9 protein-coding genes and 1 pseudogene are annotated in these 12,847 nt (G+C 43.5%); 4 read left to right on the top strand and 6 right to left on the bottom strand.

Annotation, left to right across the window (positions count from 1 at the left end):
- Positions 1 to 645: 645 nt before the first annotated feature.
- Positions 646 to 939: pseudogene (locus tag WAK81_RS09910) on the bottom strand (hypothetical protein).
- Between the two features lie 531 nt (positions 940 to 1,470).
- Positions 1,471 to 2,685: a tyrosine--tRNA ligase gene (tyrS, locus tag WAK81_RS09915; protein ID WP_004647151.1), complete on the bottom strand. Its 1,215-nt coding sequence runs from the start codon at positions 2,683 to 2,685 to the stop codon at positions 1,471 to 1,473.
- Between the two features lie 80 nt (positions 2,686 to 2,765).
- Here tyrS and WAK81_RS09920 point away from each other — a divergent pair, with 80 nt between their 5' ends.
- Positions 2,766 to 3,893, top strand: a complete 1,128-nt coding sequence (locus tag WAK81_RS09920; protein WP_422196675.1) for an anhydro-N-acetylmuramic acid kinase — start codon at positions 2,766 to 2,768, stop codon at positions 3,891 to 3,893.
- Positions 3,894 to 4,035: 142 nt separating this feature from the next.
- Here the strand turns inward: WAK81_RS09920 and WAK81_RS09925 are convergent, their stop codons facing one another.
- The 3 genes from WAK81_RS09925 to purE all read right to left on the bottom strand — a co-directional run bounded on the left by WAK81_RS09925 (position 4,036) and on the right by purE (position 7,689).
- Positions 4,036 to 5,328 carry a lytic murein transglycosylase gene (locus tag WAK81_RS09925; protein WP_422196676.1) on the bottom strand — a complete coding sequence of 431 codons (1,293 nt, stop codon included), beginning with the start codon at positions 5,326 to 5,328 and terminating at the stop codon, positions 4,036 to 4,038.
- Between the two features lie 711 nt (positions 5,329 to 6,039).
- Entirely contained in the window at positions 6,040 to 7,161 is a 1,122-nt protein-coding gene (locus tag WAK81_RS09930; protein ID WP_422196677.1) for a 5-(carboxyamino)imidazole ribonucleotide synthase, read from the bottom strand.
- Positions 7,162 to 7,176: 15 nt separating this feature from the next.
- Positions 7,177 to 7,689 carry a 5-(carboxyamino)imidazole ribonucleotide mutase gene (gene purE, locus WAK81_RS09935; RefSeq protein WP_111810723.1) on the bottom strand — a complete coding sequence of 171 codons (513 nt, stop codon included), beginning with the start codon at positions 7,687 to 7,689 and terminating at the stop codon, positions 7,177 to 7,179.
- Between the two features lie 289 nt (positions 7,690 to 7,978).
- Between purE and WAK81_RS09940 the strand changes: the two genes are divergently transcribed.
- Positions 7,979 to 9,259 carry a DUF2254 domain-containing protein gene (locus WAK81_RS09940; protein WP_422196678.1) on the top strand — a complete coding sequence of 427 codons (1,281 nt, stop codon included), beginning with the start codon at positions 7,979 to 7,981 and terminating at the stop codon, positions 9,257 to 9,259.
- Positions 9,260 to 9,265: 6 nt separating this feature from the next.
- Here the strand turns inward: WAK81_RS09940 and WAK81_RS09945 are convergent, their stop codons facing one another.
- Positions 9,266 to 9,607 (bottom strand): DMT family protein, encoded by a 342-nt coding sequence (locus WAK81_RS09945; RefSeq protein WP_004729014.1) that lies wholly within the window; start codon positions 9,605 to 9,607, stop codon positions 9,266 to 9,268.
- Positions 9,608 to 9,849: 242 nt separating this feature from the next.
- Here WAK81_RS09945 and mpl point away from each other — a divergent pair, with 242 nt between their 5' ends.
- Entirely contained in the window at positions 9,850 to 11,214 is a 1,365-nt protein-coding gene (mpl, locus tag WAK81_RS09950) for a UDP-N-acetylmuramate:L-alanyl-gamma-D-glutamyl-meso-diaminopimelate ligase (RefSeq protein WP_422196679.1), read from the top strand.
- A gap of 358 nt (positions 11,215 to 11,572) precedes the next feature.
- The gene (locus WAK81_RS09955; protein WP_422196680.1) at positions 11,573 to 12,655 is read left to right on the top strand and encodes a zinc-dependent alcohol dehydrogenase family protein; all 1,083 of its coding nucleotides are present in this window, start codon (positions 11,573 to 11,575) and stop codon (positions 12,653 to 12,655) included.
- Positions 12,656 to 12,847 lie beyond the last annotated feature (192 nt).

The raw sequence follows: 12,847 nt of genomic DNA on the forward strand, positions 1-12,847 counted from the left end.
TCAATCAATGAAAATAATTTCGATCAATCAACCAGTAAAAATCCACACAAGTTGTTCTTCATAATCTCTTAATGATCTTTCTAACACCTCGTCAGTGCCAGAAGCTGGACTTCGATAAACTCAACAACTCCGCCATTCTGCTTCGTTCGTTCCGTCTATCTCGTCGGTATGGGTGCATTCTAGAGGATTTCAGAATCATTGCAACCCCCAATTCACTATATTTTTCACGTATGTCTTTTTTTTCTACAAAAATTGCTAAAAAATCGCTTTTTTATCTAATTTTTAAGCATTTTTATGCAATAAACCCACTAAACACGTCATTTTATTTTTATAACTGAAAATTTATTTAGACCTAAAAGCTATCACAATAATCGTTAAAATAGTGTTTTTAGCCTTTTGACATTGAAATCTTGTCTTTTATTTAAATTAGCTCGTCAAAAGAAAACCAAAATCACCCTATCTTGCCCAATAAACTGATCTAAATCCTAGACTCCTCAATTTATGAGTTATTTCTAAAATTAAAAAGCTTTTATAAAAGCCTATTCTTAGGCTGCTATATAGAAGAGGTATTCATGTTGTATTTTTCGAATCCAAAAACCATGCTTAGATCATTTATATGTAGAAGATAAAGTCTGTTATTTCTCATTAAGCGACTTTTTCCTGTTGTTGCTGTGCAAGCCAGTCTTGCATAACTTCTACAATTATGTCTTTCTTGCCCTGATAATCCTCGGCAATAAAGAATAATTTCGCGCGTCGCGGTAATTACTCTTCAATCAGGGAAAACAAAAAATAATGTGCGGCCAGATCAAGCTACATAAATAAAGTATAGACAGATCTATAGAGTTGCTGTTTTTGTTCGACCGGCTGGTATTCAAATAAGAACCGTAAAATGCAATCGATCTCTTCATCAAAAATATCTTCTGTTGGATAGCGATACATCAAACCACCTCTATTTTAATTTTTTATGTTTTGCACTTTTCTTTTGGAGTCAATTGAAATGAACTCACACTTAGAGGTCATTCACCTAAGTTCAATTTGCTGATTAATTTTAAGTTTGGTTGCTCAACGAGAAGAGTAGGCATGCAGATTTATATCTTGATTACGCAATCAGAATAAATAAAAAAGGAAGAGATCTCTCCCAAAATCCCCTCCTTAGAATTGAATCTTTACCGATCCATTATGTCATTATTATAGTTATTCGCTTTAAAGCTTTTAAAAAGAGCCTCTTGGAGAAGAGACTTTTTCAATTGTGGAGTACTATTATTTTTACTACCCTCTAGATGCTCTAAACGAATTCTCTAGATGAATAAATCCTATACATAATAAAGATGAAAAGCAAGTGATTGGGGAAAAATTAACTCTTGTTTTCATAGGATTTTTTTTGACTTTACTTATTTGATTTTTAAATATAGGACATCAATAAAAAAAGCAGACCGAAGCCTGCTTTTATTTCAATAACTTATCCGCTTTTTAGTCAACAAAAGTGACTTTAGCAATTGCTTTTTTGCTGGCCTGAACAATCAAAGTTACGTTCTCTTTCACAGAATACGTCGTATCTACAGTCTGCCAATCCACTTTCACTGCGCCACGGCCTAATGCATCCTTAGCTTGGGCTGCGTTTTTGGTTAAGCCTGCCTCACGTAAAATCGAGGTAATAAAGATTTCACCACCAAACTCGCCACGTGAAATGGTCACTTCTGGCGTACCTTCGGGTAATTCACCTTCAGTAATGATATTACCCGCGCCTTTATGGGCATTGGCAGCCGCTTCTGCACCATGGAAACGCTCGACCAGCTCCAACGCAAGAATCTTTTTGACTTCTTGAGGGTTACGACCTTCAGCCACTTCTTTTAATAACTGTTGAATTTCTTCAATGGTTTTGAAGCTCAGCAGATCAAAATAACGCTCAATCAATGCATCCGGCATTGAAAGCACTTTTTGGTACATTGCGCCCGGTGCATCAAATACACCAATATAGTTACCTAAAGATTTAGACATCTTGTTGACGCCATCTAAACCTTCAAGAATTGGTACTGTGATACATACTTGTGCTTCTTGGTTATAACGACCTTGTAAGGTACGACCCATCAACAGGTTAAAGGTTTGGTCTGTACCACCCAATTCAACATCTGCTTCCAGCGCAACAGAGTCATAACCTTGTACCAATGGGTACAAAAATTCATGAATCGCGATCGGTTGTTGATTGTTATAACGCTTGGTGAAATCATCACGCTCAAGCATACGCGCAACAGTTTGCTGTGATGCCAATTGAATTAAATCAGCCGCAGTTTTTTGAGCAAACCATTCCGAGTTGAACACCACTTTGGTTTTGTTTGGATCAAGAATTTTAAACACTTGTTCTTGATAAGTTTTAGCATTCTCAAGAACTTGTTCACGTGACAATGGCGGACGCGTAGCACTTTTTCCGGTTGGGTCACCGATCATCGCAGTATAGTCACCGATCAGAAACAACACTTCATGACCCAAATCTTGAAATACTTTTAACTTATTAATGAGAACCGTGTGGCCCAAGTGCAAATCAGGCGCAGTCGGGTCAAAACCCGCTTTAATTTTTAATGGACGATTCAATTTTAATTTCTTGAGAAGATCTTCTTCAGAAATAATTTCGTGGGTGCCTCGTTGAATGAGGGCAAGTTGTTCTTCAGCCGGCAGGAAATTTGACATCACAAAATCCAATACATCAGTTATTCAATTTGTGCGATATACTAACACTTTTTCAGCACATTGCAGGCTTTAGAATCATCATGACAGCGATCTATATTGGGGTAATGACCGGCACAAGCATGGATGGTGTCGACATTGTTGCTGCTTCTTTTGATCCACTCCAGCTTCATGCCACGCTCACTTTGCCTTTTGATCCTGACTTACGTGATGAGCTGATGGCACTCACTTTACCCGATGACAATGAAATTGATCGTATGGGCAAAGCAGATGTTGCATTGGCACAAATGATTGGGAATGGCATCAACACACTGATTGAAAAGAATAACCTGAATAAATCTAGAATCAAGGCAATTGGCTCGCATGGCCAGACCATCCGGCATCGTCCTGAACATGGTTTTACCCTGCAAATTGGTGACCCGAACATCATTACTGAAATCACCCAGATTCCGGTGATTTCCGATTTCCGTCGTCGTGATCTGGCTGCAGGCGGCCAAGGCGCCCCACTGGTCCCTGCCTTTCATCAGGATATTTTCCAGCATGACAGCATTCACCGGGTAATTTTAAATCTAGGCGGTATTGCGAATGTCAGCCTGCTGCCTGCCGGCAAGCCTGAAGAGGTTTATGGTTTTGATACCGGACCGGCCAATATCTTGATGGATGCCTGGTGTGCCCGTTATACCGGTCAGCCTTTTGATGAAAATGGCAACTGGGCAGCCTATGGCACCCCGATTCGCAGCTTGCTTGATCGCTTGCAGTCACACGAATTCTTCTCTAAAGAACCTCCGAAAAGTACTGGCCGTGAAGATTTCAACCTGGAATGGCTGGACGAACAGATTGCTGACTGGCGCAATGACCTACAATACGATGAATTGGAAGATACTCCAGAAAATGTACAAGCGACTTTATTAAAGCTCACCACCCGTGCGATTAAAAAAGCCATTTACCGTTCTGGCATGGATACCGGACAAGTTTTTGTTTGTGGTGGCGGTGCCTATAACTCACATTTACTCGAGCAACTGCGCTGGCGCCTACGTAAGCATGAATGGAGCGTACAGACTACGGCTGATCTTGGCTTAAGCCCGACCTGGGTGGAAGCCACCGCCTTTGCCTGGCTGGCCATGCGTTTTATGAACCAGCTGAATGGTAACCTGCCAGCAGTCACCGGTGCTGCTGGATATCGTGTACTCGGTACGATTACATCAATCTAAATTTATAAGTATTAAAAAATCCCTTCTCCCTTTGGGAGAAGGTTAGGATGAGGGAAAGTTTTATAAAAACCTCTCCCTGAGAAGCATGCTTCGCAAGTCTCCTACGAGGAGAGGGAAACCCAACCCCAAATTAAGATCTTGCTTAACGCATCAGATTTTTGGCATTTTCATTTCTGAAAGCTCGCAGAATCTGCTGACCGGCCCGACCTGTTGGACTCAAGCCCAAACGCTGCTGTTCCTGACGAATCGCTTGACGGGTTTTATCACCGATCAAACCATCTACCGCACCAATATCATAGCCACGATTCAGTAAAAATTGCTGGATCTCACGACGTTCTGCACGTGAAGCCCCCGGATCATCGGTGGGCCATGTTGCCATAAACGAGCCTTTCCCTTGCAGGCGATCTGATAAATGGGCAATGGCCAAAGCATAACTTTCTGCCGCGTTATAGCTATAAATAGCATCAAAGTTTTTAAAGACCAAGAACACCGGGCCATTCGGACCCGCAGGCGCAAGCAATCCGGCCTGAGAGGATTGCGATAAATTTCCTTGAACCAATGCCGAACCATCGGCACGAACTACCCCTTGATTAATCCAACTACTTAGCGATTTTTTATTGCGACGACCTTCACCAGAAACCGACATGCCTTGCGGGATTTTGACTTCAAAACCCCAAGGTTGTCCGCTTTGCCAGCCACGCTTGCTTAAAAAGTTGGCGGTCGATGCCAGTGCATCCGGAATGCTCGAAACCAGATCACGTCGGCCATCACCATCAAAATCAACTGCAAGCTCATCATATGTGGATGGCATAAACTGGGTATGACCAAATGCGCCTGCCCAGGAACCCTTTAATTGATCTTCACGCACATCACCACGCTGTAACAATTTCATGGTGGTAAAAAACTCACCGCGGAAATAACTCTGGCGACGGCCTTCACAACTCAAAGTCCCTAAAGCCTGTAATAAAGGATATTTTCCGGAAATATCGCCAAAATTACTCTCGACGCCCCAGACCGCAACCACCGTTTCTGCAGGTACACCATAGGTAGCAGCAACACGATTGAGCACCTCACGATGTTGCTGTAGTTTTTGCAGGCCGAGCTGAACCCGCTCTTCATCCACTAAACCAGACAAATAATCCCAAATCGGGGTAGAAAATTCAGGCTGGTAATTCAGGCGTTCAATCACTGAATAATCTGGGCTTAAGTTTTGGGTATAACGATCATAATTACTGCCGCTTACACCTTTAGCAATAGCTTGACTGCGCAAATTGGCAAGACAGTTTTGAAAATTATTTTGGGAGGCGTAATTTGGGATATTTGAACTAGAGGTCAAATCAGTCGGCGTGACACGTTGACCATTAATAATAAGTTCAGCCTGTGCCTGTGAAGCAGCCAAGACCACAGAACCAATAAAAAGTGCAAGCCGTTGCATAAGACCCTTGAATATTTAGATTTTGAATTATGTTTCTACCTTAGCAGCTCATGATGAAAATTAAAGCGCCAATGCGTAAATTTAAATTCATAATTTCTACACTTTTAAATTCATTTTGTAATTTTTAAATTTAAACATGAGTTATCCACAAGCCTGCTTTAAATTCAAATCAGCAGGATTTTTAAATTTAAATTCAAAACATTTGGGATTGGTTTTGAATTTAAAAAATTACTGGGGATAACTTGTTTCAGGAAAAGCGAGTCACGATCATCAACACACTCTAATCACACTAGTTTTTCTTTTAAATTCATTTGAATAATGGGCTAATATTTTTAAATTCAAAAACTTTGAATTCATTTATCCAATTTTAAATTTGAATTCATATTTTTGAATTTAAAAGCGCAAGTTTAAATTCAAAGTGCGATTTAAATTTGAATTTATTTTTATGAATTTAAATTCAAAACCGCTTTCCATTTTTAAATTCAAACTTTGATTTCAGGCTTATCCACAAGTGAATATGACAAAATTCAGCTGAAAATAGAGCTTTATTAAATTGTTATATTTATACTCAATTGATCAGTTTATAAGCAATTGATTAAAAAATGATCCGGCCAATGGCAGGCATTTTAAAGAGGCGCAATCATGCCTGAAAGCAGACAAATAAAAAAGCGATCACCGAAGTGATCGCTTTTTTTATCAGCAAGTTAAAGCCTAGATGGTCATATCTTCGCTCAATGCCAATGGATTCGGTAAAATTTTCGCCAGTTGGCGGCAAAGCACAGACAATTGCGCGCTGTCATTTGGCATCAGGGTGATGTGACCAATCTTGCGACCTTCACGCTCTGATTTGTTGTACAGATGCAAATGTGCACCTTCCAAAGCCAGAACATCGGCAGACTTTGGATGCTGACCAATGATGTTCACCAAGACAGTTGGACGAATCACTTCAGTTGAACCTAAAGGCAAACCTGCCACCGCACGCACATGGTTTTCAAACTGCGAACATACGGCACCTTCAATCGACCAATGACCCGAATTGTGCACACGTGGTGCCATCTCGTTGGCATATAGGCCTTTGTCTGTCACAAACAGCTCCAGGGTCAGGACACCGACATAGTTCAAGTGATTCAGCAGACGAGTGATGTAGTCTTGCGCCACCGGCTGCAAATCTGCACTGTTCGGTGCAGGCACAATCGAGTGCGACAGAATGCCGTTATGATGATGATTTTCTGCCAATGGCCAGGTTTTGACATCACCATCTTGGCCGCGTACTGCAATGATTGAAACTTCACGTGAGAAAATTACAAAACTTTCAGCAATCAGTTCACCTGCAGGGCCCAATTCTGCCCAGGCCTGATCCATCTGACCGGCCGAACGTAAAACGAATTGGCCTTTACCATCATAACCGCCACGTGAAGTTTTCAGTACGATCGGCAAGCCCAGTTCAGCTACAGCCGCCTGTAAGCTTTCCAGTGAAGTGACCGCTTTATACGGGGCAACCGGAATAGCCAGTTCATCAAACAAGGCTTTTTCAGACAGACGATGCTGGGCAATCGCTAAAGCTTGACGTGGTGGATGAAGCTGTTTGGTCTGTGTGAGTACATCGACATCTGCAAGGGGTGTATTTTCAAACTCAAGGCTAAATACATCTGCACTGTTAATAAAGTCTTGCAGACCATTTTCAGCTTGGCTCGAAATCACCGGGCCCAAAGCAGCAGAAGGGCAGTCTGTACTGGCGTCAAAAAATGTACATTGAATATTTAATGGAAGTGCCGCTTGCGCCATCATACGACCCAGCTGACCGCCACCAAAAATACCGATGGTTTTATCCATAATCTGTGTCTCGACTTAAGCTTGGCCTGGAATATTGTTGCTTGCCACTTTATCTGTTTGCGCTGCACGGAAATCTGCAACATTTTTTGCGATCTCTGGACGCGTCAAACCCAGAATTTGCGCGGCCATAATGGCAGCATTGGTGGCACCGGCAGGACCGATGGCCAAGGTACCCACCGCAATCCCGGCTGGCATTTGCACAATAGACAGCAATGAATCGACACCGTTTAAAATCGAAGATTTCACCGGTACACCCAAAACTGGAAGATCAGTTTTCGCTGCACACATACCCGGTAAATGCGCTGCACCACCTGCACCGGCAATAATCACCTGAATACCACGATCACGTGCTTGCTCGGCATATTCAAACAGGCGGTCAGGAGTACGGTGTGCAGAAACGACTTCAGCTTCAAATGGGACACCAAGCTGCTTCAGCATATTGGCAGTATGTTCGAGAGTTGCCCAATCCGATTGAGAACCCATGATAATTCCTACTAGAGGAGCGTCTTGTGCAGCAGCCGCATTCATTGCAAATTTTCCAGAGATTAAAGTAAAAAAAATAAATCTCGACGAGAGAGCCAAGCTTTAATAGGAGTTGCCTAGTATAGACTGAAATTGATTTGGTCTAAAGTTCAGCTCAACAATTAAGAATTAAAATTATCTACCTGGAAAATGGTCGAAAATAAAAAAATAATTTTGCGGCTAAAAATACAAAAATAGGACATACATCACATTAAAAAAAGTATAACTATCAAGATAAAACTTTTTTGCAATTAATAGCTTAAAACTAAAACCTATACATTGGCAGGGTATTTTTATGTGGTACAAACTAAAAATCTGGCTACAGAACCCCTCAGAAAACTTATGGTTGATGCCAGCCCTTGGCGCCGTCTTTGCGACCTTTTTCTCGCTGTTTGCAATCGCCAGTCGCTATTTCATCCCGACCAGCACTGTTCCCAATATAAGTATTGAAACCCTGAGCAGCCTGCTAGATATTATTTCCTCCAGCATGCTGGCAGTCACCACTTTTTCCCTGTCGATTATGGTCGCAGCCTTTGCGTCTGCATCATCCAGCGGGACACCACGTGCCTATCAGCTGATGATGAGTGATGACAATACCCGCCTTGCCATCAGCAGTTTTATCTCGGCTTTTATTTATGCTGTGATTGCCAAGATTGCGCTCGGGCTTGGCTATTATGGTCCTGCAGGCAGATTTGTACTGTTTATCAGTACCATTCTGGTATTGATGTATCTGATTTATACTCTGATTCGCTGGGTGCAAACCCTGTCGCAACTAGGCAACCTCACCACCACCATTCACAAAATTGAAGTCGCTGCTTCTACCGCCTTGGCGGAGTTTCGACATCAGCCGAATTTTGGTGCTACCGGACAACGCCCAGAGCAAGCAGCCGCCTTTCGTGTTTTTAGTACCCAGACCGGCTATTTCACCAATTTTAATAGTGAAGGACTGGAGCAACTGGCCGTCAGCCAGCAGCTGCATATCCATCTTCCCCAGCTACCCGGAAAATTTCTGGATCCGAGGACGGCACTGGCAGAGGTATATAGCGACCGCGATTTCAGCCCGGAACAGCAGCAGGAGATCCGAAACTCCATTTTGAATCATGTAATCATTGAAACCAATCGCAGCTTTTTACAGGACCCGCGTTTTGGTGTGGTGGTGATGAGCGAAGTAGGGCAGAAGGCGATGTCTCCCGCAGTGAACGATGTTGGATCAGCGATTAATGCCGTTGATGCCTTAACCCGAATCCTGATTGACAGCAAGGCCGCCGAAGATTTACCAGAGCGGGATTGTCCGCATATCAGTGTGGATATCTTTGATCTCCGGGATTTGATTTACAGTAGTTTTGCCCCGATGGCCCGAGATTGTGTGGGCTGTATTGAACTCAATCAGAGAATATTGAAATGTTTAGCGATGATTCAACATAACGTACCCGAACCTGAACTAAAACAGGCTGCAGAAATAATGGCGATTCAATTGATCCAGCGCTGCCTGAATAAACTGGAATTTGAACCGGATCGGCAGAAATTACTTTCTGAATTTAGAAGCCATTTCCCACTGATTCAGCTGAGCCATTAGATCAAGTTAAGGGGTACGGAAGACAAAATAGACGCATCCACACAGACATAAAGCGGCCCAGAGATAATCCAGTTTAAAGGGCTGTTTAAACATAAAAATCATAAAAGGAACAAAGACCAGTAAGGTCACGACTTCCTGGGTGATTTTCATTTGACCGACAGCCAGACCTTGCTGTGCCAGTAATTTGGTCGCCGGAATCATCAGGCTATATTCAAACAGAGCAATGGCCCAGCTGAATAAAATCGCTTGCCAGAGCGGTGCATCATGCGGCAAAAACTTTAAATGCCCATACCAGGCCAAGGTCATAAAACAGTTGGCAATTACCAGAAGAAATAAAGCCGGCAGCATCTGCATGCACTCTGCAAAAAGGTCGGACTTATTTTACGGTTTATTTGGCGAAAAGATATTGCATCGCTTTGAAATTTTCTTTGAATTTACCCGTGAAACAGGATTTAAAAAATCCCACAACAAGGCCAGAATTTTCACTATCTTTTCAGGTAAAGCCTTGCTATCGTTGCTTGCAAATTGAATAAATCATGACAACAGCACCAATATAAAGTGATGGGTCAGACAGGAACGGAGTGAAGTAGATGCATCTGCATATTTTGGGTATTTGTGGCACCTTTATGGGCTCGTTAGCGCTACTTGCACGCGATCTGGGCCACCAGGTAACAGGTTCAGACCTGAATGTGTATCCACCCATGTCGACCCAACTTGAAAATGCAGGCATTACTTTAATGCAGGGTTATGACCGCAGCCATTTGCAGCCGCATCCGGATCTGGTCATTGTCGGTAATGCCATGAAGCGTGGTATTGATGCAGTCGAATATATGCTGAATGCAGGTCTACCTTATATTTCAGGCCCACAGTTCCTGGCCGATCATGTCCTGCAAGGCAAACACGTGCTGGGTGTCGCCGGAACACATGGCAAGACTACCACAACAACCATGCTGGCTTGGGTACTGGATCAAGCGGGTCTAGAGCCGGGCTTTCTGATTGGCGGTGTGCCGTTGGGCTTTTCGGAAAGTGCGCGTCTCGGTGGCGGGAAATACTTCTGTGTCGAAGCTGATGAATACGATTCTGCTTTCTTCGACAAGCGTTCCAAGTTCGTGCATTACCATCCGAAAACCGCAATTTTAAATAACCTGGAATTTGACCATGCTGATATCTTTGATGATCTGGCGGCAATTCAAAAACAGTTTCATCATTTAGTTCGCACTATTCCAAGCGAAGGCCGAATTATCGCGCCGATTACTGAAAGCAATATTGATGAAGTACTGGAGCAGGGCTGCTGGACGCCTGTAGTGCGCACCAGTCTGGATGCCAACGAAAAATCTGAACTTTATGCAGAACAATTGTCAGCAGATGGTTCACATTTTAAAGTTCTGCAACACGGCGTTGTTAAAGGCGAAGTACAGTGGAATATGACCGGGCAGCATTCGGTTGCCAATGCACTTGCGACGATTGCAGCCGCTGAACATGTCGGCGTATCGATTGAAACTGCCTGTGAAGCACTATCCAATTTTGGTGGTGTGAAACGCCGTATGGAACTGTTAGGCACAGTCCGTGGTATCGAGGTGTATGATGATTTCGCGCACCATCCGACGGCGATTGATACGACCTTAGAAGGCGCGCGCAAACGTCTGGGTGAACGCAAACTCTGGGCGATTATTGAACCGCGCTCCAATACCATGCGCATGGGCAGTCATAAAGATGGCTTGGCTCATTCAGCACGTCTGGCCGATGAAGTGATCTGGTATCAACCGGAAGGACTGGATTGGGATCTGCAACCGGTCATTGAGGCTGCGCCAAACAAAGCTAAAATTGCACGCACACTGGATGACATCATTCAGACCGTGGTGGCAGAAGCAGGCGAGGGCGATGCCGTAGTAATTATGTCAAATGGCGGTTTTGGTGGTTTGCATCAGAAGCTGATCACTGTTTTACAAGCATAAAACAGATTTAAGTGAAGTGAAGAAGCCCGCCTAGCGGGCTTTTTTTAGCGTATTAAAACGTTGATTGAGCAAAAGTGAAGGGCTGTTCTGATCCTGCAATCCTATGATTTAAACATTGACCCAAATAGCAGATTTATCTCTGAACCATCCCTGATGATCTTTTGTTGCAATCTGTACACAAGACTCATTGCAGCGCCCTATCACTCAAGGCACAATCGAGAAGAACACAGGTATCTATAGGCCTGAAAGCCAGATCATGAATCAGCCCATCGCTGTCACTGTATAAAAGCAATCGAGGCGTTCATTATTCTCGCTGAGTCAGGTCATTCTCATTCCTCACTCCATTAGGAGATGTGTCATGACAAGTATGAAAGCGATGGTCTATTACGGCGCAAATGATATCCGCTTTGAAGACCGCCCTGTTCCCACCATTTTGCATCCTGGCGATGCCATCATTAAACTCGAAAAAGTCACCATCTGTGGTACCGACTTGGGTATCTGGAAAGGTAAAAACCCGGAAATTGAGCAGGAGGCCACACGAAAAGAGGGCAGCTTTAATGGGCGTATTTTAGGTCACGAAGGTATTGGCATTGTGGAAGAAGTCGGTTCCGCTGTTCAGAACTTCAAAAAAGGTGACAGGGTGATTATTTCCTGTGTCAGCCGTTGCGGAACCTGTGAAAACTGCCAGAAACAACTGTATGCGCATTGCCGCAATGAAGGCGGCTGGATCATGGGTTATATGATTGATGGCACCCATGCCGAATATGTACGCACGCCCTTTGCCGACACCTCCCTCTATCATTTACCCGAAGGCCTGAATCAAGATGTGGCCGTATTCCTCTCAGATATCCTGCCAACTTCACATGAAATTGGGGTGCAATATGGTGATGTCAAACCAGGCGACAATGTCGCGATTGTCGGGGCAGGGCCAATCGGCATGAGTTGTCTGCTCACCGCACAGTTTTATTCACCCGCCAATATTATTATGGTGGATATGGATGATAATCGGCTAGAATTTGCCAAGACTGTCGGCGCGACGCATACCATTAACTCTGCCAAAGAAGATGCCATTCAAAAGATTTTAGAGATTACCGATGGACGCGGGGTCGACTGTGCCATTGAAGCAGTGGGTGTAGAACCTACCTGGAATATTTGCCAGCATGTCGTGAAAGAGGGCGGGCATATTGCCAACGTCGGCGTACATGGTAAACCGGTGAGTTTTGAACTGAACAAACTCTGGATTAAAAACCTGACCATCACCACCGGTCTGGTCAATGCCAATACCACAGGGATGCTGTTGAAAACCTGCTGTTCCGGCAAATTGCCCCTAGAAAAACTGGCGACCCATCATTTTAAATTTGCCGATTTTGAAAAAGCCTATGATGTCTTTAAACATGCCTCCGATGAGAAGGCCTTAAAAGTCATGATTGACATGAGCTAATCCACATCAGACAAAAAAAGTCCGCCATGCGGACTTTTTTATTTTCAGCTTTGATCCAGCAGATCAGAAACATAGGTATCTACACATCTTTAGGTACTTAATGCAATTGTTGCGATTTCATTCAGTTCATCTATTGAATATTCCGAGAGCAGTTGAAGAGTGTTCAGTAAAATCGAAAGTCCTGCCAATATT

Origin of the sequence: Acinetobacter sp. (assembly GCF_049284435.1) — a bacterium.
Lineage (GTDB): Bacteria > Pseudomonadota > Gammaproteobacteria > Pseudomonadales > Moraxellaceae > Acinetobacter.

Bases quoted from the DNA above. Each gene is read 5' to 3' on its own strand.
- tyrS (WP_004647151.1), bottom strand. From the start codon at position 2,685: ATGTCAAATTTCCTGCCGGCTGAAGAACAACTTGCCCTCATTCAACGA.
- WAK81_RS09925 (WP_422196676.1), bottom strand. From the start codon at position 5,328: ATGCAACGGCTTGCACTTTTTATTGGTTCTGTGGTCTTGGCTGCTTCA.
- mpl (WP_422196679.1), top strand. From the start codon at position 9,850: ATGCATCTGCATATTTTGGGTATTTGTGGCACCTTTATGGGCTCGTTA.
- WAK81_RS09945 (WP_004729014.1), bottom strand. From the start codon at position 9,607: ATGCTGCCGGCTTTATTTCTTCTGGTAATTGCCAACTGTTTTATGACC.
- WAK81_RS09955 (WP_422196680.1), top strand. From the start codon at position 11,573: ATGACAAGTATGAAAGCGATGGTCTATTACGGCGCAAATGATATCCGC.
- WAK81_RS09930 (WP_422196677.1), bottom strand. From the start codon at position 7,161: ATGGATAAAACCATCGGTATTTTTGGTGGCGGTCAGCTGGGTCGTATG.
- WAK81_RS09940 (WP_422196678.1), top strand. From the start codon at position 7,979: ATGTGGTACAAACTAAAAATCTGGCTACAGAACCCCTCAGAAAACTTA.
- WAK81_RS09920 (WP_422196675.1), top strand. From the start codon at position 2,766: ATGACAGCGATCTATATTGGGGTAATGACCGGCACAAGCATGGATGGT.
- purE (WP_111810723.1), bottom strand. From the start codon at position 7,689: ATGAATGCGGCTGCTGCACAAGACGCTCCTCTAGTAGGAATTATCATG.